Here is a 22,798-nt window from a genome sequence, read left to right as displayed (position 1 = left end):
TCCAAACGCCGAAAAACCGCCCCGGTTAGACCGGGACGGTTATTGATTTATGATGAAATTGGTTGCGGGGATAGGATTTGAACCTGCTGGCCGCGTGCGAAGTCGCTTCAACAGACGAACTCAGTTGCAGCGCTGTATTGGCGGTAGCGCTCTGAGGCTACCCTCTCTTAGCCGGTATGGTCAGCGATTTGTCCGAAATGTACGCCGCAGCCGCCGGTCGCCGCCGACCAGAGACACATCCTTCCCGTACTGCAAAAAGTCCGCTTACTCAGACGATATGCTTTGTGCGTGGAGGACCAGAAAGGATGACCCGTGAAGCGGCGCTCGCCAACAGCGCGGCCGATCACGGTTGAGCGGATTGAGCGCGCGCTCGATCGCGTTGCCGAGATCATCGTCGCGCGAGGTGAGCAGGGTGAGGCATGGCTCCCGTTATACGATTATCTCGAACGCGCACAGCAGGACTACCAGGCGAAGCAGGATCGGCTTGCGGTGGTGCGACAGCGCGCTAAACGATCGCGGGATCAAAGGGCAGAACGATCTTCATGAGTTCTTCCTGCCACATCTTCATCTCACCGCCCTCGCCATATTTTGGCCGGTCAATTGTATGGCCCATCAGCATGCGACGCAGTTCCTCGTCCAGCCTGGCATTCTTCATACGGTCTTCGAAGGAGTGCCGCAGCGAATACACCGTGTGCTTGTCGGTCGGGAACAATCCGTGGGTCTCGAAGTGCTTGTTGAGCAGCGCTGATAAGGACGCCTCACGATCCTTGTACCGCGGAAAGCCCTTCGGATGCTTCTTGAACACCTCGAGAGCGACACCGATCAGAGGCACCTTGCGCACCGATGAAGCGGTCTTGATCTCGCGCGGATCATCAGGGTCGTCACGTGGCTCGATCGAAATGTGGGGCACTTCATGATCAAGATGGATGACACCGGCGTGGAGGTTGGCGAGTTCGCTTGGCCTGGCACCCGTTTCCGCGAAGGCAAGCACGATGCCGCGTGCCTCGTCATTGAGCGTCGCCAGCGCGCCAGGTGCAAATATCTTGTCGCGAATCCAGTCGGTTGGAAATGGAGGCCGAGAGCGCTTCGACTTGTCGCTGAATGACAGGTCGGCGAAGGGGTTCTTCTGCTCGGGAAGCCCAATATGCCGATAGTAATCGGCGTAAAGGCTCCGGAGATTACCCATATTTCGGTTGCCGGTCGACGCCGAGCGGTCGGCCCTCCCCTTCTCAGGCGCAATTCTGTCCAGCCAATATTTGTGGACCGTCCGCGCGTTGTCGCGGGTGATCTCGCCCATTCGCTTGTCGCCTACCAAGGCTATGAAGACGTCGACGCTCATTTGGCGTTTTGCCTTCCACCGCTTTCTCTGATCTGGGCTTTTGCTGCGGATTTCGTCGCGAGCAATGTCGGTAAAATAGAGTTGCAGCGCCTTTGATATCTTATCGTCAGGTGGGGCTACCGCACCGCTGACCGCGTCGATCAGTGGTGAGCTGTGAGGTTTTCCAATCGTGGCTTCGACGCGCTGCAAGATTGTGTCGAGCGGCTCGGCAATAAGGATGTCCGCGAGCGGCCGGTAAACGAACCCCAAGGCTTCCGCGCGTTTGATCGCTCGCTGGTATCGAATGCGTGCGGCTTGAGGATTGTCTCCCACCATAAGGGAGGACCAAAGCGCGTTGTCGGCAGCCTCATGAAGATCGCGGGCAGTTCGGGCCTTCGACCGGTCAATCGTGTCCAAGGCGCGACGAACGAATTCACCACGCTCATCGAGATCCCGGAGTTCCTTTGGGACGCGGCGGTAGTAGTGAAAATGGCTGCCTCGCACCCTAAGGAAGCGGTCAGGGTCTTGCTCTTCGCGGCGTCTTCCCATGTCTTAGCGTACCATTTGTAGCACAATAGGTAGCACAATAGGTAGCACAAAAGCTCAAAACGGGGCAATACCCTCGGCAGAATGCGACATTTTATGCAGTAAGATCAATAGCTTGGTGGAGAGTGCTAGTGGTACCGTTGGCTGGGATCGAACCAGCGACCTCCGGATCCACAATCCGGCGCTCTAACCATCTGAGCTACAACGGCACGTCTTAACGTTGGTAGCAGGATCGGGGTGGAAGGTTCACTCTCCGCGATCCGCTCTTTCGTTCGGCGATGCGTCCTTACGGGCTTATGAATTCTAATTCAAGGCTTTTGCAAAGCAAAGGCCACTTCCCTACAGCGGCGCCCCTTTCGCCGGACAAAGAAAAAGGCCGGCGGGAGGAGGTGCCGGCCTTTTCCTGTTACGAGCCAGCGGGAGGAGGTGCTGGCTGGTCACCCCGAAGAGCAGAGGGAGGAGGTTCCACTCGCCGGGTATTCGCTCGGTCGCCACTATCTCACATCTATTTGTCCGACAAAATGCGACCTTTTGTTGCATCCGCGGACGATGCGCACTTGTTAGGCGGCCTTGATTTCCTTGATCGCCTTCTCGAAGGCGGTCTTGATCGGCTTCGAGACGTCCTCGGCCGCCTTGGAGGCAACGGCCTGGAAGTCCTTGGCCTGCTCGACGGTCAGTTCGACGCGCTTACGCAGGAACGCGGTCTGCAACTCGATGACTTCCGACAGCGACTTCGCGCCGATCAGGGCTTCGAGATGCGAGAAGCCGGCCTCGGCGTTGGCGCGCAGCGCGGTGATGGTCTTGAGCGACAGGTCGCTGGAAACAGCCTTGGCGGTTTCGTAGGTCGACTCCAGGGCCTTCTGGGTTTCCTCGGCACCGGTCTTGAGCTTGGCGTAGGCCTCCTTCGACTGCTCAACGCCCTTTTCGGCGAAAGCGCGCATCTGGTCGGTGGCCTTGGAAGCGTCGAAGCTCGGGAATTCAACGTTTTCGATCGTCTCGGCGGTCTTGGTCCTGGACATTTTCCATCCTTTTCAGCGGCAGCGGCTTTGACAGAAAGCCGTCTCGTTCATGTATGATGGCAACATAAAGGCAAATCTTGTGCATTGCAATATCTTTGTTGCAGTGCACAAAAAAATGTTTTGGGCCGTTAACCAAACGGCCAAAATTCAGCCTTTGCACGTTCTGGCTTGTGGACCTTCGTGGCTGCGGCTTTTATTAACAAAGCGTTAACTGCAAATTCGCCGCTCCGTGAGGGTTCGCCAAGCGCATGCCGTCCGAATATTCCTTCCTCGACGTCGCCGTGCTTGACGCGGTCCGCCAGCGGTTTGCCGCCGGCGACGCAATCGCGATCCTGTCGGTGGACCTCGAGCAGGTGATCTGGGCCAACGGGCCGGGCGCCGCCATGTTCGGCTATCCCGACATCGAAGCGATCATTGGGGCCTCGGCGCGGCTGCCGCTGGTCGCACGCCGCCAGATCATGGCGACCAGCGGTTTTCCCCAGATCGGCGTCGATCGATCGATCACCGTGCGCCTGGCGACCGGCATGACCAGTCGCGCCGTCGGCTTTCTTGCCAGTGCCGTGACGCTGCCCGACGGCGAGAATGCCATCATGCTGGCGGTGCCGGCCGCGCAGACCGGCTCGCGCAGTGCCGCCGAGATCGCCGGCCGGGCAATCAGCGGCTTTACCGAAGACGGCCATTTCATCGCCTTCATCGATGCCAAGGGCAATGTCGAGGCCGCCTCGGAGGGATTTTCGGCGCTTGGCATCCAGCCCGCGACACTGGCGGCCCTGGTGGCAGACGTCGCGGCCGAGGGCGAGCGCATCGTCAAGCGCCTCGTTCCGGGCGGCAGGACCTCCTACCCCGCCGGCCTCGCCCGGCTGACGCCGGAGCGGCATCTGCTGGTGGTGATAGACGAGGACCAACTCGAGGACAGCGCGGCTCCGGCAGACGGTTCGCCCGCGACCACGGAAAGCCCTGCCGAGGAGGTTGGCGTTCGGCTGGTGGGAACCGCCGCGACAGAGGCGAGCGAGCGGTTGCCCGTCGCTGCCGCGACCGAGCACGAACACGTCCCTTCCGAACCCATGGCTGGCGAGATGCCGGAGCCGACAGCGCGGGAAATCGAGGAGCCGGCCGGGCCGACACCCGTTGCCGCCGACAATGATCAGCCGGCGGCGGGCACGCCGGGGCAGCACGATCATTGGTATTTCAATGCCGGAGAAGACGACGCGCCAGCCGCGCCGGAACCGAAACGCGTGGCAGAGGCGGTCGGCACCGAAGCTGCGGTGCACAGCGTAAAGCAGGACGAGGCCACCTCGCCCGTAGCCCCGACCGCGACCATGGCCACCCGTACGATAGACCGCTCGGCCGCACCGCTGCGTTTTGTCTGGCGGACCGACGCCGAGGGCAAGTTCAGCGCCCTGTCGCCGGAATTCGCCGATATTGTCGGCCATCCGGCCGCCGACGTGATCGGCCGGCGCTTCCGGGATGTGGCGGCGGCTTTCGGCCTTGATGCATCCGGCGAGATCGCCGGCCTGCTGGAGCGGCGCGACACCTGGTCCGGCCGCTCGGTGCTGTGGCCGCTCGTCGGTAGCGACCTGAAGATCCCTGTCGATTTGGCGGCATTGCCTGTCTATGGCCGCGGCCGCGCCTTCGAAGGCTTCCGCGGCTTCGGCGTCGCGCGAAGCGGGGATGCGGTCGTCGATCCGGAAGCGATCGGCATGGCATTGGTGCCCAATGGCGAAATGCCGGCCGCACCCAAGCCGGAAGCCGTAGAGACAGTGCCGGAAGATCCAAAGGCCGAAGAACCAAAGGCATCGGATCCGTTCAAGGGCGAAGTGCCGGCGCTGACCATCGTCCCGAAACCGGAGCGGCGCTTTGCCGACAAGGTCATCCGGTTGGCCGAACACCGGCAGCCGGCCAACGACAAGGGGCTGTCCTCGCTGGAACGCAGCGCATTCCGCGAGATCGGCGAGCGGCTGAAAAAAGACAGTTCCACGGCAGAGCCGCCGGCGGCAGCCGAGCCGGCAAGGCAGGCGGAACAAGGTGCCGGAATAGGGTCTTTGCCCGGGCCGCACGACGCGGCCAAGCCGGAGGCCGATGCGAAGCCGCGGGCGGATATCGCCGACCCGAATGCCGGACCAGCAGGCTCGAGCCAGGAACCGGCGAGCGGCCCGGCGCATGAGATGGCAGCGCCCGATGCGGAAGACGAGCCGGATGCGGGCGAATTTTCCCCAAGCGATGCCGAGGATCAGAGGGATCTGGCGCGGCTCGACGGTGCGCAACCGGACCAGGCCGAACAACAGGCGCCGGCCTCCGGATCCCCGCCGCCGGAGGCCTCGGGCTCCCTGCTCGACTATGCCGCCCACGATAGCGACAAAGAGGCGACGACGGCCGAGGATGGCGAGGCTGCGGCGCAGGCAGAACCTGCCCAGGCACCGGCCGATGACGACAGCATGACGTCAGACGATTTTCGCGACGCCGAGGAAGACGAGGATTGGGCCGGCGACGCAGCAACTGCATCCGGCGATCAAGCGATTGCGGCCACCGGCGGAACCGGCGGCACGCATCACGCTGCCGAGACGCCCATCCAGCCGCCAGGCCTGCACGTACCGCCGCTCAAGACCCAAGGGTTCATGCCGTCGGCTTTTTCCGTCGGCACAGAAAACAAGACGCCCGATACATCGCTGCTCGGCAAGCTGCCGGTGCCGCTGATCATCCATTCAGGCGACCAGTTGCACTATGCCAACGAGGAATTCCTCGACCTGACCAGGTACGCGACGCTGGAGGACCTCGAGGATGCGGGCGGCCTCGGCGCTTTGTTTGCCGATCCCTATGCCGATGACGGCGCCTCCGACGGCAGCGACCGGGCGCTGCGGCTGAAGACGCGCGACGGGCAGGAATTCCCGATCGACGCCATCCTGCGCTCCGTGCCCTGGCGCGACGGCAAGGCCCTGATGCTGGTCGTTCGCCGTTCCGGCGAGGATGATGCGCCCGCGGCGGCGCATGCGATCGGCGAGGAGCCGACGCAGCCCGACATTTCCGAGCTCAAGGCACGCATCGCCGAGATGCGCACCATCATCGACACAGCTACCGACGGGGTCGTGCTGATCGGCAGCGACGGCACCATCCGTTCGATCAGCCGCCCGGCCGAGGCGCTGTTCGGTTTCGACAGCGACGAGGTGACCGGCAAGCCGTTCGCCTCGCTGTTTGCCATCGAGAGCCAGCGCGCGGCGCGCGACTATCTCACCGGCCTGTCGGAGCCTGGTGTGGCGAGCGTCTTGAATGACGGCCGCGAGGTGATCGGCCGCGAAGCACAGGGACGCTTCATCCCGCTGTTCATGACCATCGGCCGGTTGCCCAACGACAGCGGCTTCTGTGCCGTGGTGCGCGACATCACGCAGTGGAAGCGAGCCGAAGAGGATCTCACCCAGGCGCGCGCGGTGGCCGAACGCGCCTCCTCGCAGAAGACAGATTTCCTCGCCCGCATCAGCCATGAGATCCGCACGCCGCTCAACGCCATCATCGGCTTTTCCGAACTGATGGTCGACGAGAAGTTCGGGCCGGTGGCCAATGACCGCTACCGCGATTATCTGCGCGACATCAACCGCTCGGGCAACCACGTGCTCGACCTGGTCAACGACCTCCTGGATATCTCGAAGATCGAGGCCGGCCAGCAGGAAATGGCTTATGAGGCGGTGTCGCTCAACGATACGCTGGCCGAAACCGTGGCGATGATGCAGCCCCAGGCCAACCGCGAACGCGTCATCATCCGCTCCAGCTTCGCCTCGCGGCTGCCGGAAGTGGTGGCGGACCTGCGCAGCGTGCGCCAGATCGCGCTCAACATCCTGTCCAACGCCGTGCGCTATACCCAGGCCGGCGGCCAGGTGATCGTCTCGACCGCCTACGAGACCTCGGGCGACGTCGTCATGCGGGTCCGCGACACCGGCATCGGCATGAGCCAGGCCGAGATCGAGCAGGCGCTGAAGCCGTTCAAGCAGATCAATGCGCTGAAGCGTGGGCGCGGCGACGGCACCGGCCTTGGCCTGCCGCTGACCAAGGCGATGGTGGAAGCCAACCGCGCCCGCTTCACCATCAATTCGACGCCCGGCGAAGGCACGCTGGTGGAGGTTGCGTTTCCCTCGACCCGGGTGCTCGCGGAATAGCAAGCCAAGAAAAAAGGCGCCCGGTAAGGACGCCTTAGGAAATTGGATTGCTGTCACAACGGGGGCTTGAGCTGAATTCAGATCCTCGGGGCTGAGGAACGGGATTTCTCCCTCAAGTTACGTGCGACTATCGACGCCGGGCCTTAACAAGTCCTTACCGGGGCGCCAAAAAATTTACGAATGTGTACCACTCGTGAAATCTAGGTAAATTCGTGCGACATATTTCGTTAACCATGCCGGTCGCGTTCACTGCGCGAGCTGCGGCAAGTCGCGGAACAGCTCCAGCGCTTCCGGGTTGGCCAGCGCTTCCTTGTTCTTGATGGCGCGGCCGTGGACCACGTCGCGCACCGCAAGCTCGGTGATCTTGCCCGACTTGGTGCGGGGGATGTCGGAGACGGCGACGATCCTGGCCGGAACATGGCGTGGGCTGGCGCCGCCGCGGATCTTGGCCCGGATGCGCTTATAGAGATCGTCGTCGAGCTTGACACCGGCGGCAAGCCGCACGAACAGCACGACGCGCACATCATTGTCGAAATCCTGGCCGATGCACAGCGCCTCCAGGATTTCCGGCATCTGCTCGACCTGGTTGTAGATCTCGGCCGTGCCGATGCGCACACCGCCGGGGTTGAGCGTCGCGTCGGAGCGGCCATGGATGACCATGCCGCCATGATCGGTCCATTCGGCGAAATCGCCATGGCACCAGACATTGTCGAAACGCTCGAAATAGGCCGCTTGGTATTTCCTGCCGTCGGGATCGTTCCAGAAGCCGATCGGCATGGAAGGGAAAGCCCTGGTGCACACCAGCTCCCCCTTCTCCTGCCGGACCGGCTTGCCGTCATCGTCCCAGACGTCGACGGCGAGGCCGAGGCCCGGCCCCTGGATCTCGCCGGTCCAGACCGGCTGGGTCGGCACGCCGAGCACGAAGCACGAGACGATATCGGTGCCCCCGGACACCGAGGCAAGGTGCACGTCCTTCTTGATGCCATCATAGACGAAGCGGAAATCCTCGGGCGAAAGCGGCGATCCGGTGGAGGATATGGCGCGTATCGTCGACAGATCATGGCTGCGGATCGGCTTGAGGCCGGCCTTGCGCACGGAATCGATGAACTTGGCCGAGGTGCCGAAAAAGGTCATCTTCTCGGCATCGGCGAAATCGAACAGCACATTGCCGTCGGGATAGAACGGAGAACCGTCGTAGAGCAGCAACGTGGCGCCGGAAGCGAGGCCCGAAACCAGCCAGTTCCACATCATCCAGCCGCAGGTGGTGAAATAGAAGAAGCGATCGCCATCGCCGAGGCCGGCATGCAACCGGTGTTCCTTGACATGCTGAATGAGCGTGCCGCCGGCCGAATGGACGATGCATTTGGGAACGCCGGTGGTACCGGACGAAAACAGGATGTAGAGCGGATGCGAAAACGGCAGCCGCTCGAAGGTGACGGGCCTGACGGCAAAGGGCGACAGGGCCTCTTCCATCGCCACCGCCTTGTCGATGGTATCAGCCACGTCGGCGGAGGTGCCGAGATAGTCGACGAGCAGGACTTTGCGGACGCCGCCGAGCCTGGCCGCGACCGCCTTGATCTTGTCGGCGACCTCGATCGCCTTGCCATTATACCAATAGCCGTCCGGCGCGATGAAAATGACGGGTTCGATCTGGCCGAACCGATCGAGCACGCCCTGCTCGCCGAAATCGGGAGAACAGGATGACCACACCGCCCCGATGGAGGCCGCCGCCAGCATGGCGGCGACGGCTTCGGGCATGTTGGGCATCATCGCCGCTATACGGTCACCCTTCTTCACCTTGAGCGACAGGAAAAGCTGCTGCAGGCGCGAGACCAGGCCATGCAGTTCATTCCACGACAGCCGCCTCTCGACCTTGTCCTCGCCGCGAAAGACGATGGCCTCGCCGGCGCCGGTCTTTCTCAGAAGGTTTTCGGCGAAATTCAAAGACGCGTCCGGAAAGAAAGAGGCGCCGGGCATCTTCTCGCCGTCGAGCAGCAGTCGTTCACCCTTGTCGCCTTCAAGACCGCAGAAATCCCAGACGAGCCCCCAGAACGCCTCCCGGTTCTCGACCGACCAGCGGTGGAGGTCGGCATAGGACGAAAATGGACTACCGGTACTCGCTGCCGCGGCCTTCATGAAAGCCGTCAACGGCGAGGCATCAATCTGGTCTTGCGTCGGGGTCCAGAGCGGTACTTCGCCAGCCATGATCGATCCTCCCACGGTCGCCATCGCTTATGCATATCGCGGCGCAGCAGAGCAAGATTTTGTTGGGTCGATGCGGTCAGGTGTGCGCAAATGCCATCGCCGGGCCATAAAGACTTGAAATGCGTCGGCCCTAAGTCGTAGTGACGACAGGGGTTATACCCGTCGGACGCTCGTTTTTGTCGGAATGGAAGCATACGGGGCTATATGCCATCATCCTTGATCCGCCGCGGAGTGTGGGCGATCGGCGCTGCCGCGATCGTCATCGCTCTGGTGGTCGCGGCCCTGCCGCTGATCGCCTCGACGCGGATCGTGCGTGACCGCATCGCGTGGGAATTGAGCGCCTGGAGTGGCTTTCGGGTTGCCATCGAGGGGTCGCCACGAATCGAGGTCTGGCCGAATTTCCGCGCGATCCTGACCGATGTGACGCTGTCAAAATGGACCGACGGCGATGCGCCGCCGGTCGTCGAAGCCGAACGGGTCGAGGTCGACCTCTCGGCCATGGCGGCATTGCAGGGCGATGTGGTGTTTTCCACGGCACGGCTGGTGCGGCCGACGATCCGGGTCCAGCGCAGAGCGGACGGTCTGTTCCTGCCCACGGCGCCGACCGGCGGGCGCATCGCGCGCTCCATCGATGCGGCCCGTGGCCTGGTCAACGCCGACCCCGCCAAGCCCGACCTCGACAAGCTGCCGGCCGACACGTTCGGCACTGTGGAGTTCAGGGACGGCCGTATGGTGGCGTCCGTCAACGGCAAGGATGAAGAGATCCTGAGCAGTCTTAGCGGCCAGGCCAACTGGGCGGCGATGAACAGCAATGCAACACTGTCCGCGACCGGGATCTGGCGTGGCGAAAGCGTGACCGTGGATGCTGCCTCGCCGAGGCCGCTGGTGCTGTTTGCCGGGGGCATGGCGCCGCTGACCCTGTCCTTCAAGGCGGCGCCGGCCACCTTCTCCTTCGACGGCACGGCCAGTATGTCCGAAAACGCCTATTTCGACGGCCAGGTGAAATTCGCGGCACCTTCGCTGCGCCGCGTACTGGAATGGTCGCAGGCGGGCATCGCGCCGAGCGCCGCGATCGGCTCGATCAGCATTTCGAGCAAGGTCACGGCATCGGCCGGACGCGTCAAGTTCGAGAACACGGCGCTGGCGCTGGACAACAATCCGGGCATGGGTGCGCTGGACGTGTCGCTTGGCGAGGCACAGCCGGTGATCTCGGGCACGCTTGCCTTCGACACGCTCGACCTCAGGTCGTTTCTATCCGCCTTCACGTCGCTGGGGCCGGCGAGCAGCGGCGAACCAGGTCAGATCGACACGAGTTTCGCCGACCGGGTCAACCTCGATCTCAGGCTGTCGGCGGCGCATGCCACCGCAGGGAGCATCCAGCTTGCCGATGTCGCAGCCACCGCGCAGGTCAAGGATGGCCTTTCCGTCTTCGACATCTCCGACGCCTCCGCCTTCGGCGGCAACATCCAGACCAGCCTTCGTTTCGACCGCAAGCCCGAGGGCACCCAGGTCGAGATCCGGCTGCTGGCCTCCGATGTCGATGGCGGGGCGTTCGGCACCGCGGCCGGGATGACCCGGCTGGTGCCGGTCGGCACGGGCACCGTCTCGGTCATCCTCAAGGGACCGGGAAGGACCTGGGATTCGGTTTTTGAGAACGCCGACGGCTCGGTCTCGGCGACCTTTGGCCCTGGCGCGCTCAGCAAGTTCAACCTGCCGGCCTTTCTCAAGCATACCGAACAAGGCGGCTTCTTCGCGCTCGACGATGTCTCGGACGGGACGCTGCCCATCGATGGCGCCGAAGTGAAGGCAACCATTTCGCGAGGCGTGGCCAGACTAGACAAGGCCGAGGCCAATTCGGCGAAATACAAGATCTGGCTTTCCGGCATCGCATCCTACGCAGGACGCGGACTGGCGCTGTCGGGCGGTGTCATCCAGCCGGATCAGCCAGCAACGCAGAAGAGCGGCCAGCAGGGGCCCAACCAGTCGTCGTTTTTCGTCGGCGGAACCTGGAGCACGCCGTTCATTTCACCCATCAGCCGCGGCGTTTCGGGCGAATAAGGCCCGGCCCTCAGTTGAAACGCTTCTAACCGCGTTGCGCGGCCCGCTCGTCAAGCTGCCGCTGCACCTCGCGCCGCTTATTGGCGACGGAAGCGATGATGACGCCAACCGTGACGATCGCGATCAGAAGGGTGCAGGCGGCATTGATCTCCGGCGTCACACCGAGGCGGACCTGGCTGTAGATCTTCATCGGCAAAGTGGTGGCGCCAGGGCCCGAAGCAAAGCTGGCGATGACCAGGTCGTCCAGTGACAGCGTGAAGGCCAGCATCCAGCCGGACACGATCGCCGGCAGAATGACTGGCAGGGTGATCTGGAAAAAGGTCTTCACAGGTGGTGCGCCAAGATCCATGGCGGCTTCTTCCAGCGAGCGATCGAAGCTGACAAGCCGCGACTGCACGACAACAGCGACAAAGCACATCGTGAAGGTGATATGCGCGAGGATCACGGTCGTCATGCCGCGATCCATGCCGATGGCGACAAACAGCAGGAGCAGCGACAGGCCGGTAATGACATCAGGCATGACCAATGGTGCGAAGATCATGCCGGAGAACAGGACCCTGCCCCGGAAGCGTGTGTAGCGGGTCAGCGCCAGGGCCCCCATTGTGCCGAGAACGGTGGCCACGGTCGCTGAAATCAGACCGACGCGGATGGTCACCCATGCGGCGTCCATCAGGCCCTGATTGTGGAACAGCGATACGTACCATTTGGTGGAAAAGCCGCCCCAGACGGTGACGAGCTTGGACTCGTTGAAGGAAAAGACGACGAGCAGCACGATCGGCAAATAGAGAAAGGCAAAACCGAGCGTGATCGAGGTGATGTTGAAGCGGCTCCAGGTGGTGTTCATTTGTCCTGCTCCTGCGCGCGGGCCTGGGCATGCTGGAACAACACGATCGGTACGATCAGCAGCAGCAGCAGGATGACGGCAACGGCCGACGACACCGGCCAGTCACGATTGGCGAAAAACTCGTTCCACAGCGTCTTGCCGATCATCAGCGTCTGCGAGCCGCCGAGCAAATCGGGGATGACGAACTCGCCGACGGCAGGGATGAACACCAGCAGGCAGCCGGCTATGACGCCGGGCAGCGACAGCGGAAAAGTGATCTTCCAGAAGGCTGACGTCGGCGGGCAGCCGAGGTCCTTGGCTGCCTCGATCAGCGAATAGTCCATTTTTTCCAGCGACGAATAAAGCGGCAGCACCATGAACGGCAGGTAGGAATAGACGATGCCGATGAAGATGGCCGTGTAGGTGTTGAGGATCACCAGCGGCTGGTTGATGATGTGCAGCGACAACAGCAGCTGGTTGAGCAGGCCCTCGGGCTTGAGGATGCCGATCCAGGCATAGACGCGGATCAGGAACGACGTCCAGAACGGCAGGATGACCAGCATCAGCAATGTCGGGCGGATTGTCGCCGGAGCGCGGGCCATGCCATATGCGATGGGATAGCCAACCAGCAGGGTCAGCACCGTCGAGATGGCAGCGATGACGACGCTGGTGAGATAGGCCTTGAAATAGAGTGCGTCCTGCGTCAGCCAGACATAATTGTCGAAGTTGAGGTCGCGAAAGCCGGCGAAGAAACCGGAAACGCCGTCCCTGAAATCGAGCACCGGCGTATAGGGTGGCATGGCGATAGCCGTCTGCGACAACGAGATCTTGAAGACGATGACAAAGGGGACAAGAAAGAAGAACAGCAGCCAGAGATAGGGAACGATGATGACGAGCCGGCTGACGAAGCCGGCACCGAGCCGCGTCAGGAACGGATTGGCGGCGGTCGGTGGCGCGGCGGCATCGGTAACGGCGATGTTGGACATGACCGTCCCCTACCGTGCCAGCACGACGCCGGCGTCGGGCCGGAAAGACACCCAGGCACGGTCGTTCCAGGTCAGTGGATCCTCGGTCACACGGGCCGCGTTCAAGGCGCTTGCCCGCACGATCTGCCCGTCGTCCAGCCTGACGTGATAGACAGTCATGTCGCCGAGATAGGCGATGTCGTAAACCTCACCTTCCAGCGCGTTGACGGCATCGGCCGGCTTCTTAGACGAGACCCTGATCTTCTCCGGCCTGACGGCGAAGACGATATCCGCATTGGCCTTCGCAGCCGCGCCACCGTTCTCGACGACGATCTGAGCTCCGCTTGGACCTGTAATGCGCGTCGTGTTGGCCGCCTGTTCGGCAACCTTGCCCTCGAACATGTTCACGTTGCCGACGAAATGGGCGACGAAGCGCGACGTCGGGGCTTCATAGACTTCCGGCGGCGTCGCCACCTGCATGACTTCGCCCTTGTCCATGATGGCGATGCGATCGGCCATCGTCATCGCCTCTTCCTGATCATGGGTGACGACGACGAAGGTGAGACCAAGCTCCTGCTGCAGATCCATCAGTTCGAACTGGGTTTCCTCGCGCAGTTTCTTGTCGAGCGCGCCGAGCGGCTCGTCGAGCAGCAGCACCTTCGGTCGCTTGGCGACCGAGCGGGCAAGCGCGACGCGCTGGCGCTGGCCGCCGGAAAGCTGGTGCGGCTTGCGCTTGGCGAACTGCTCGAGCTTGACCAGCTTCAGCATGTCGGCGACGCGTTTTTCGATATCCGGCTTCGGCATGCCTTCCTGTTTGAGACCGAAGGCGATGTTCTTCTCGACGGTCATATGCGGGAACAAGGCATAAGACTGGAACATCATGTTGACCGGCCGGCGATAGGGCGGAATGCCGCGCAGATCCTGGCCGTCGAGCAGGATGCGCCCGGCCGTCGGCTCCTCGAAGCCGGCAAGCATCCTGAGCAGCGTCGACTTTCCGCAACCCGATGCGCCAAGCAGAGCGAAGAATTCACGCTCGAAAATGGTCAGCGACAGATTGTTGACGGCGGTAAAGTCACCAAACTTCTTGGTGACATTGTCGAACTGGATATATGGCTTGGCGTTCGGGTCGTTCCATGGCGCGAAGTCCCTGCGGATGCTGCCAAGCGATTTCATATCCCCACTCCGTGCTTTTTTATTCCCCAAAAGAAATCGACCCCGGCAGTTGGCTGCCGGGGTCGCGCCGGATTGCCTACTGGCCGGTGACGATCTTGGTCCAGCTGCGCGTGACGATGCGCTGGGTCTTGGGATCGTAAGGCTGGGTGGTATAGAGCTTCTGCAAGGTCGCGGCGTCCGGATAGACCGACGGATCGTCGAGCAGCGCCTTGTCCACGAATTGCTGCGATGCCTTGTTGCCGTTGGCATAAAGGACATAGTTCGACGACTTGGCGATCACTTCCGGCGTCATCATGTAGTTGATGAATTCAAGCGCCTCGGCGACGTGCGGCGCGTCGGCGGGGATCGCCATCTGATCGAACCACATCTGGGCGCCTTCCTTCGGCACGGAATAGCCGATTTCCACGCCTTGCTTGGCCTCGACCGCGCGGTTGCGAGCCTGGAACACGTCACCCGACCAGCCGACCGCCAGGCAGATATCGCCATTGGCAAGTGCGTTGATGTATTCGGACGAGTGGAACTTCCTGATATAGGGACGGACCTTGAGAAGAGCTTCCTCGGCCTTGGCGATATCGTCGGGCGACGTGCTGTTGGGGTCGAGACCGAGGTACTTCAGCGCCGCCGGCAGGATGTCGGATGGAGAATCCAGCACATAGACGCCGCAATGCTTTAATTTGGCCAGGCTATCGGGGTTGAAGAAGGTATCCCAGCTGTCGATCTTGTCGGTGCCGAGCGCTGCCTGCACTTTCTTGGTGTTGTAGCCGATGCCGACCGTGCCCCACATGTAATTGACCGAGTATTCGTTGCCGGGATCGTATTTGGCGGTGCGCTCCGTAACCGTGTCCCACATGTTGGAGAGGTTCGGCAGCTTCGACTTGTCGAGTTTCTGGAACACACCGGCCTGGATCTGGCGGGCCAGGAAATTGCCGCTCGGCACGACGACGTCGTAGCCGCTGCCGCCGGCGAGCAGCTTGGTTTCGAGGATCTCGTTGGAATCGAACGTATCGTAAACGACCTTGATGCCAGTTTTCTTGGTGAAATCATCGATGATCGAACTGTCGATGTAATCCGACCAGTTGAAGACGTTGACGACGCGGTCCGCGGCGTGACCGGCGGGCGTCAAAAGCGCCAGAAATACCGAGGTTGCCGAAAGCCAGAGTGCTTTGCGGATCATGCTATTCTCCTTTGGTGAGTGTTCCATTGCCGGCGCGTCGCGACATGCTCGCGCGGCCGGGCATTTGCTTTAGATTGTTGAACTTTCCAGAGGTCGACGGCCGCCATTCGGCACGCCGCCGACGGCCGCCCGCACGGTCGGGGCGGGAAGGAATTGCGATGCCGTCAGAAGCTTTCGCCGCCGTGCGGTCAGAGATACTAGAATGTGGTCCGGTCTCGATCGGGCCGCCGGGGAGACTTGGCAAGATACGCCTGTCTTGTTGTTGCCGTGTTCCCAGCCTGCCCGGGCGGAAGCGACATTGTCAATGGGCAAAGCTTCGGCGCCCGCATCAATTAGGCGAAGGCACCCCGGTGACCCCAGCCCGCTGAGGCCGCGCCTGGCGCTTGAATTCGAGCCCAATATGGACAAGCAGCGCCGTGACCACCACCGCGCCGCCGACGATGGTGCGCCCGGACGGCACCTCGGAATGGATGAGCCAGACCCATATCGGCCCCAGGATCGGCTCGAACGTGCCGAGCAACGCCGCGATAGCCGCCGGGATCAAGCGCGCGCCAGTGGCGAAGAAAGCAAGACCAAGGCCGAGATTGACCACGCCGAAGACGAAGAGGAAGCCCATGTCGCCGACCGACACCGCGAACGTCGAGGCCTGCGAGGCAGCGAAGCCCGCCGCAAGGATCGTGCCGAGACACGTCGCCGGCGTCATGCGCACGCTGGAGAAGCGCCGGGTGATGACGGTGGCGATCGAGAACATGAACGCGATCAGCAGCGCCAGTCCATCGCCTATGGGCGAGACGGCGCCGTCAACAGATTCAGACACCATGATGGCGACGCCGGCGATGACGGCGACGATTGCTATCCAGGTCGCGACGGTTACCTTTTCGCGGAACAGCGCCCAGGCAAACAGGGCCGCCAGAAGCGGCACGCCGGCTTGCATCAAAAGAATATTGGCGACGGTGGTATAGGCAAGCGCCACCACGAACGAGGTCGACGCAATGGCGAAGCAGAACCCCACCGCAATGCCTGGCAGGCCCATGTCGCGGAATGATTTCAGCATGCCGCGCCAGCCGTCACGCCAGACCATGAAGCAAAGCAGGAAGACGGCAGCCCACGCGGAGCGCCAGAATATCACGGTCCAGCTGTCGCCGACCGTGATGAACCGGGCGATGGTGCCGCCGAAACTCCACATCAGCGCCGACAGGAACACCAGAAGGAAGCCGATGCGCTCCTCGCGCAGCGGGATGGCCGCGGACGTGGCGATCTGCCTTGATGTGGTGTCGGTCATGGGCGCGACTGTCGAGATTTTGAGGACGGCACGATGCGCAGGAGACGACAAGAACGTACCCTGTTCGCGTACCGCAAAGGCATTGGCGAGGCGTGATCCAGTGCAGTGTTCCGTTTGGCGCACTGCCGGCACCCTACCGGCGCGCCCGACAACAGTCAGCAGCGCTTGGGCGACGCCTACGACGTGCGCTTGTTGCCGCGAATGAAGCGCCAGACTCCGGCCAAGGGAACCAGCAAGATCAAACCGAATTTCTTCAGCGCAATGAGCGCCACGGCCAGAAGGCCCGCCTTCGCCGCCAATTTTCCCGCTATGAGGCCACCAATGCCAACTGCCGCAACTGTATCGGAGCCGGGTATGAAATCAGTGTATTTCTTGCCGGTATTGAAGGCGGCGAGGCCAAGGACTTCGTCCAGGCTTTGCCTTATCTCCGGCAATTGCTCCACCGTAGCGATATAACTCATCACAAAAACGCCCTCCTTACCCAGAAAACGGACGTCGTAGTTGAGCGTGTGGACGGTATCGTCTCCGAATTGCAGTTCCTTTGCCCAGTGCAAACGCTTGTTGACCGAGTCGTAGACTGGCGGCGAGGCCCAGCCGATCAAGGTAATGGGAGGAAAGCCATCCTTTGCCCTTTGATCGTTGCCTGACAATGTGTCCGCCTGCATGGTGCGCAGCAACTCGCCGTAGTCGATGGATGCGGCGTCGCCATCATCGACATAGCCTATCTTCTCCCATCGCAACTCTATGCCCCAATTGCCATCGGCAATGGGATCATATTTGGCCGGAAAGATCATGCCGACCGAATCGGCAGCGGAACTGGCAGGATTGCCCCAGGCTTCTGTCAAAACAGAGGCAGTGTCTTTCTTGTTAAGAAAATAGAACTTATCGCCGAGGGTCAGGTGTACACCTTCGGCAAGGTCCACCGTGCCGATCTTCGGCTCGATTTTGTCCAGGAAAGCCTTGCCGTCGTCATTGTACCCTTGGTAAGATTTAAAAAAATCCGAGGATCTTTCCGCCTGAGCGGGCCAGACCGAAAGGGCAAGGCCCAAACCAAGCCAAAGAGCTATCCGGCTCATCAATCCCCCCGATCGCTGCACAGATTGTCGTTGATATCTTAACAGCAATGCTTAATCAATATTGCATCCGCTATATTTAGCGTGACGGCTTATTGTCTTCCTGAGTAGGAAGCAGTCAGTCTTCTTCTTCGCGCGGCAAGTCACCACGACATCACTGGAAGTCGAAGGCACTCAGGCCGGTGACCATCTCGTCGAGGCCGAGCGGTCGCGTCACCGGCGGCTCTGCGCGCGCCAGGCAGCCGGCGCGCTCGCAAAGCCGGCAGGCGGGGCCGACAGGCGTCGCCGCGACGGTGCCCGCCCCCATCTTCGCGCCGGTCGCCGCGCCAAGCAGCACCGTGCCATAGACGATCTCGTCGCGAAAGCCGATGTCGCAGCCGAGCAGCAGTGCCGTGCGGCGCGGTCGTTCGGAGAACGCGCCTTGCGGCCCCTCCAGCGTGCGGGCGATGCACAGGAACTCGGCGCCATCGGGCATTTCCACCGCCTCGACGAATATCTGGCCCGGCTGAGTGAAGGCGACATGCACGGGAAGCTTGGGACAGCCACCGCCGAAGCGGCTTTGCGGAAAGCCCTGGCTGCCGGCCTTGCGGAAGCGGTTTCCCGCATTGTCGATCTCCAGCATGAAGAAGGGCACGCCGGAAGCAACTGGCCGCTGCAGCATGGTCAGCCGGTTTGCCGCCTGCTCGAAGGAAACGCCGAAGCGCGAGCGCAGGACATCAATGTCGTAGCGTGAGCGAACGGCCGCCGCGTGAAAGGGCAGATAGGGCATCATCAGCGCATGGGCGGCGTAGCGGCCGAGTTCGAAGCGGGCAAGGCGGCGCGCCTCGTCCGTGGTCAGCCTCAGTGCCTGGATCTCACCGGCGACCGCAACCGACATGCGGATCAGGCAGGCCTCCATCGCGACTTCACGCAACTGGTCGAACGGCGACAGACGCTCGGACAGAAACAGGCGCTGCGAGTGGCGGTCGTAGCGGCGGCGCCAGTTCGGCATGGTGGCGACCGGGAGAACCTTGACCACGATGCCGTATTCGCGCTTCAGCCATGCCTTCAAGGCGCCAAACAGGTCGTCGCCGGGATCGAGCACCGACGTGAACGCCTCGGCCTCTTCCTCGAGCGAGGCGAAATGGTTCGGTCGCCGCTCGAAAATCTCGCGCACCTCGTCGATCGGCAGGCGGGCGCCAGAGAGGGCGGTCGCCCGGCCCTCGCGGGCCAGAAGCTCGTTGAGATCGGACAGCCGCTCGGCTTGCTCGCGATAGGCGCGGAACAGTTTTATCACCGCGGCGGAGGCGTTGGGCGCCGCCTCGGCAAACTCGATCAATTCCTGGTCTCCCGGCAATTCGCCGACCAGCAGCGGGTCGGTGAACACCTCCTTGAGGGCAGCGACCGATCCCCTTGCCTCGCCCTGAAGCTCATGCGGATCGACCTTGTAGACGGAGGCGAGCTTCAGGATCAATTGCACCGTCAGCGGCCGCTGGTTGCGCTCGATCAGGTTGAGGTAGGACGGCGAGATGCCGAGCCCCTCGGCCATCGCCGTCTGGGTCAGGCCCTTGGCGCCGCGGATGCGGCGGATGCGCGGCCCAGCGAAAATCTTCTGGTCAGCCATCGCCAATTCTTGACAGGAGTTTACACGCCGCCAGCTGCATCCCGCCTCTCTTCGCTTTACAGGATTGACAAATTTACAGTGCCTTGCTGTCAAACACAACACAGATTTTCCGTTATATCCACTCGGTTCTGCTGATTTTTCTAGCTCATGCGGCGCCAAAATGTAAATTCAGTCACATAGAAGCGGCCCGAGAATTGGCTGTGCAGAAATCTTCGGAGTGACCAATGACTGATTTTTACAACCTCGTCCCCTCGGCGCCTGAAGGTCGCTTCGACGGCATTGAACGTCCCTATTCGCCGGAGGACGTGAAGCGGCTGCGCGGTTCGGTGCAGATTCGTCAGAGCCTTGCCGAAATGGGCGCCAACCGGCTGTGGAAACTCATCCACGAGGAGGACTTCGTCAACGCGCTCGGCGCCATGTCCGGCAACCAGGCGATGCAGCAGGTGCGCGCCGGGCTGAAGGCGATCTACCTGTCGGGCTGGCAGGTCGCTGCCGACGCAAACACCGCCTCGGCAATGTATCCGGACCAGTCGCTCTATCCGGCCAATGCGGCGCCCGAACTGGTCAAGCGCATCAACCGCACGCTGCAGCGCGCCGACCAGATCGAAACCTCCGAAGGCAAGGGGCTTTCTGTCGAGACCTGGTTCGCACCGATCGTAGCCGACGCGGAAGCCGGCTTCGGCGGTCCGCTCAACGCCTTCGAGATCATGAAGGCGTTCATCGAGGCCGGTGCCGCTGGCGTCCATTACGAGGACCAGTTGGCGTCGGAGAAGAAGTGCGGCCATCTCGGCGGCAAGGTGCTGATCCCGACCGCGGCGCATATCCGCAACCTCAACGCGGCGCGGCTCGCGGCCGACGTGATGGCCACGCCCACCTTGGTCGTGGCACGCACGGACGCGGAAGCTGCAAAGCTGCTGACCTCCGATATCGATGAGCGCGACCAGCCCTTCGTCGACTATGATGCCGGCCGCACGGTGGAAGGCTTCTACCAAGTCCGGAACGGCATCGAGCCTTGCATCGCGCGGGCCGTTGCCTATGCGCCGCACGCCGACCTGATCTGGTGCGAGACCTCGAAGCCCGACCTGGCGCAGGCCAAGAAATTCGCCGAGGGGGTGCGCAGGCACCATCCAGGCAAGCTGCTCGCCTACAATTGCTCGCCGTCGTTCAACTGGAAGAAGAATCTCGACGACGCGACGATCGCCAAGTTCCAGAGGGAACTGGGCGCCATGGGCTACAAGTTCCAATTCATCACGCTGGCCGGCTTCCACCAGCTCAACTACGGCATGTTCGAACTCGCCCGCGGCTACAAGGCGCGGCAGATGGCGGCCTATTCCGAGTTGCAGGAAGCGGAATTCGCGGCGGAAGCCAATGGCTATACCGCGACCAAGCACCAGCGCGAGGTCGGCACCGGCTATTTCGACGCGGTCTCTATGGCGATCACCGGCGGCCGGTCGTCGACCACGGCCATGCATGAATCGACCGAGCACGCGCAGTTCAAGCCGGCCGCGGAATAGCGACCAGAAATACCGAGGAAACGCCCAACAGGGCCTCAGACACAGGAGAAGACCAATGGCATCGATAAGCCGCGTCAAGGAACGGGCCGAAGAGCAATCGACCACGATGAGCGTCGACCAGCAGGCGACAATCCGCATGCTGGCCAACGACCTGCACAGGCTCAACCAATCGGTGATGAAGGCGGTCGAGGCGGGCGTCTCGGTGGAGCTCGTGCGCTCCGCGAGGCACCATGGCGGCGACGGCAATTGGGGCGACCTGCTGATCCCGGTGATCGTTACACAACAAAGCCATGGCTGACCCGGAAGCGCTACAACCGGCCATTTGCCCGCGCCGCGTATGCGTAGGTGAATTTTATTTTCACGCAACCAAGCTATGGACAGGGCAGTACAGTACTGTTGCTTGAATCCACTGTGTGGGAGACGGTTTCAGAAGTCTTTTATTTCAACTTGACATAGGGTGCGATCTCACGCCAATTGTCCGCAGATTCAACTCTGCATTGAAATAGGGGCAAGATTCTTGGCCGACTTGGGTGCCTAGTGAGTGACGAGGGGGAGAGTACAAAACATCTGAATCGGGTGACCCGGGGTTCAAACATTGAGACGATCCGAGATCCTTCGCGGGTGCTTGTTGTCGGGAAGTCGCCGATCAATCGCGTCGTGGTGTCTAAAATCGTCGAGCGTTCCGGGCTCAAACCAATCTCGGAATCGCCTGAAATGGCGGTGAAGACCTTACGTTCGCTTATCCCCGGGGCGGTTGTCCTCGATGGTGGCCCCGACAACAAAGACTGCGACACGCTGATGTCCAGTATCGACACGTTGCGGCGAGCCGCGGGCAAGGCACTTCCTCCCGTGATCCTGCTTTCAACCAAGAATGGCACGCCGGAGAGCCTGGGCCTGGCGCATGTTGTCGACGCGGTGGTGGCCAAGCCGATCACGCCCGAACGGCTGCAACCGGTCATCGATCGCCTGACCGGCCGCTAAAACGATTCCAAAAGGCGAAACCGTTTTTTTCCATCCAGAATTGCGCGAAAAAAGCAGCCGGAGGTCTACGATCAAACTCTGTTCCTGATGCTTTCGACAAGCGCGGGCAATTGGCTGAGATCCGATATCTGGCGGAACCGCGGCTCGGCGACCGGCGCCTCGACATGTTCGAGCACCCAAGTCAATTCGTGCGGCACATGGACACCCCAGCCGCCGGCCTCGATGGCGGGCACCACGTCCGACTTCAGCGAATTGCCGACCATCATGCTCCTTGCCGGGCCATCGCCATGGCGGTCGAATAGGCGCGCATAGGTCGCGGCGGTCTTGTCGCTGACGATCTCGACGGCCTCGAACAACTCGCCCAGCCCGGAGCCGGCCAGCTTGCGCTCCTGATCGAACAGATCGCCCTTGGTGATCAGCACGAGGCGGAAGGTGCCGGCGAGCTTCTCGACCGTCTCGCGTGCATGCGGCAAGGGCTCGATCGGATGGCCCAGCATCTCGCGGCCGGCGTCGAGAATCTCCGATATGACGGAAGCCGGCACGCGCCCGTCGGTGACCTCTATCGCCGTCTCGATCATCGAGAGCGTAAATCCCTTGATGCCGAAACCGTAGATCGCGAGATTGCGCCTCTCGGCTTCCAACAGTCGAGCCGAGATCTGCTCCCCCTCGCCATGATCGGCCAGCATGGCGGCAAAGCGCTTTTCCGTCATGCGGAAGAACCGTTCGTTCTGCCAAAGCGTGTCGTCGGCATCGAAGCCGATCGTGGTCAGTTCGCTACTGGATCTCATCGCCGGCTTCTCGAGTGCGGGAAGACGCCAAACCTATGCCGACCGGCAACCGGTTTTCAACCCGCAACGGCAAATGCCCGCGGCGGCTCCCCTTCCCTTCGGTCGCACGGCACGGCTATACTTGAAAATCC

The 22,798-nt window shown here is 62.0% G+C and carries 16 protein-coding genes and 1 tRNA gene; 5 read left to right on the top strand and 12 right to left on the bottom strand.

Annotation, left to right across the window (positions count from 1 at the left end; translation table 11 throughout):
- Positions 1–505: 505 nt before the first annotated feature.
- From MESAU_RS12085 to MESAU_RS12075, 3 genes are all read right to left on the bottom strand, one after another.
- Positions 506–1,867, bottom strand: coding sequence for a site-specific integrase (locus MESAU_RS12085; RefSeq protein WP_015316320.1), 1,362 nt, complete (start codon positions 1,865–1,867; stop codon positions 506–508).
- A 129-nt stretch (positions 1,868–1,996) separates the two neighbouring features.
- Positions 1,997–2,073: transfer RNA gene (locus tag MESAU_RS12080), tRNA-His, on the bottom strand.
- A 351-nt stretch (positions 2,074–2,424) separates the two neighbouring features.
- Complete coding sequence (locus MESAU_RS12075) at positions 2,425–2,883, bottom strand: phasin (protein ID WP_015316319.1); 459 nt, start codon at positions 2,881–2,883, stop codon at positions 2,425–2,427.
- A 248-nt stretch (positions 2,884–3,131) separates the two neighbouring features.
- On the opposite strand from MESAU_RS12075, the gene MESAU_RS12070 reads away from it, so the two are divergent.
- The gene (locus MESAU_RS12070; RefSeq protein WP_015316318.1) at positions 3,132–7,028 is read left to right on the top strand and encodes a PAS domain S-box protein; all 3,897 of its coding nucleotides are present in this window, start codon (positions 3,132–3,134) and stop codon (positions 7,026–7,028) included.
- 246 nt (positions 7,029–7,274) lie between these two features.
- On the opposite strand, the gene MESAU_RS12065 is transcribed toward MESAU_RS12070, so the two are convergent.
- On the bottom strand, positions 7,275–9,233 hold the full coding sequence (locus tag MESAU_RS12065) for an acetoacetate--CoA ligase (protein ID WP_015316317.1): 1,959 nt from the start codon (positions 9,231–9,233) through the stop codon (positions 7,275–7,277).
- Positions 9,234–9,437: 204 nt separating this feature from the next.
- Between MESAU_RS12065 and MESAU_RS12060 the strand changes: the two genes are divergently transcribed.
- A complete protein-coding gene (locus MESAU_RS12060) occupies positions 9,438–11,291 on the top strand; it encodes an AsmA family protein (protein ID WP_015316316.1) in 1,854 nt (617 codons plus the stop codon).
- Positions 11,292–11,316: 25 nt separating this feature from the next.
- Here the strand turns inward: MESAU_RS12060 and MESAU_RS12055 are convergent, their stop codons facing one another.
- The 7 genes from MESAU_RS12055 to MESAU_RS12025 all read right to left on the bottom strand — a co-directional run bounded on the left by MESAU_RS12055 (position 11,317) and on the right by MESAU_RS12025 (position 19,384).
- Positions 11,317–12,135, bottom strand: a complete 819-nt coding sequence (locus MESAU_RS12055) for an ABC transporter permease (protein WP_015316315.1) — start codon at positions 12,133–12,135, stop codon at positions 11,317–11,319.
- Positions 12,132–13,100, bottom strand: coding sequence for an ABC transporter permease subunit (locus tag MESAU_RS12050; protein ID WP_015316314.1), 969 nt, complete (start codon positions 13,098–13,100; stop codon positions 12,132–12,134). The genes MESAU_RS12055 and MESAU_RS12050 overlap by 4 nt, the downstream gene beginning before the upstream one ends.
- A 9-nt stretch (positions 13,101–13,109) precedes the next feature.
- Positions 13,110–14,252: an ABC transporter ATP-binding protein gene (locus MESAU_RS12045; protein ID WP_015316313.1), complete on the bottom strand. Its 1,143-nt coding sequence runs from the start codon at positions 14,250–14,252 to the stop codon at positions 13,110–13,112.
- A gap of 76 nt (positions 14,253–14,328) precedes the next feature.
- Positions 14,329–15,426, bottom strand: a complete 1,098-nt coding sequence (locus MESAU_RS12040) for a polyamine ABC transporter substrate-binding protein (protein ID WP_015316312.1) — start codon at positions 15,424–15,426, stop codon at positions 14,329–14,331.
- Positions 15,427–15,754: 328 nt separating this feature from the next.
- Positions 15,755–16,708 carry a DMT family transporter gene (locus tag MESAU_RS12035; protein WP_015316311.1) on the bottom strand — a complete coding sequence of 318 codons (954 nt, stop codon included), beginning with the start codon at positions 16,706–16,708 and terminating at the stop codon, positions 15,755–15,757.
- A 176-nt stretch (positions 16,709–16,884) separates the two neighbouring features.
- Positions 16,885–17,784 carry a DUF2167 domain-containing protein gene (locus MESAU_RS12030; RefSeq protein WP_015316310.1) on the bottom strand — a complete coding sequence of 300 codons (900 nt, stop codon included), beginning with the start codon at positions 17,782–17,784 and terminating at the stop codon, positions 16,885–16,887.
- 151 nt (positions 17,785–17,935) lie between these two features.
- Positions 17,936–19,384, bottom strand: coding sequence for a helix-turn-helix domain-containing protein (locus MESAU_RS12025; RefSeq protein WP_015316309.1), 1,449 nt, complete (start codon positions 19,382–19,384; stop codon positions 17,936–17,938).
- A 224-nt stretch (positions 19,385–19,608) separates the two neighbouring features.
- Between MESAU_RS12025 and aceA the strand changes: the two genes are divergently transcribed.
- The 3 genes from aceA to MESAU_RS12010 all read left to right on the top strand — a co-directional run bounded on the left by aceA (position 19,609) and on the right by MESAU_RS12010 (position 21,879).
- Positions 19,609–20,898: an isocitrate lyase gene (gene aceA / locus MESAU_RS12020; protein ID WP_015316308.1), complete on the top strand. Its 1,290-nt coding sequence runs from the start codon at positions 19,609–19,611 to the stop codon at positions 20,896–20,898.
- Positions 20,899–20,953: 55 nt separating this feature from the next.
- Positions 20,954–21,196: an SMc00767 family acetate metabolism repressor gene (locus MESAU_RS12015; RefSeq protein ID WP_006202762.1), complete on the top strand. Its 243-nt coding sequence runs from the start codon at positions 20,954–20,956 to the stop codon at positions 21,194–21,196.
- A 239-nt stretch (positions 21,197–21,435) separates the two neighbouring features.
- Positions 21,436–21,879: a response regulator gene (locus MESAU_RS12010; RefSeq protein WP_015316307.1), complete on the top strand. Its 444-nt coding sequence runs from the start codon at positions 21,436–21,438 to the stop codon at positions 21,877–21,879.
- A gap of 71 nt (positions 21,880–21,950) precedes the next feature.
- Here MESAU_RS12010 and MESAU_RS12005 read toward each other — a convergent pair whose 3' ends face one another.
- Positions 21,951–22,667, bottom strand: a complete 717-nt coding sequence (locus tag MESAU_RS12005) for an HAD family hydrolase (protein WP_015316306.1) — start codon at positions 22,665–22,667, stop codon at positions 21,951–21,953.
- Between the last annotated feature and the right edge of the window lie 131 nt (positions 22,668–22,798).

Source organism: Mesorhizobium australicum WSM2073 (assembly GCF_000230995.2).
GTDB lineage: Bacteria > Pseudomonadota > Alphaproteobacteria > Rhizobiales > Rhizobiaceae > Mesorhizobium > Mesorhizobium australicum.
Note: the sequence above shows the minus strand (reverse complement) of the source record. Positions and strands in the feature narration are given on the sequence as shown.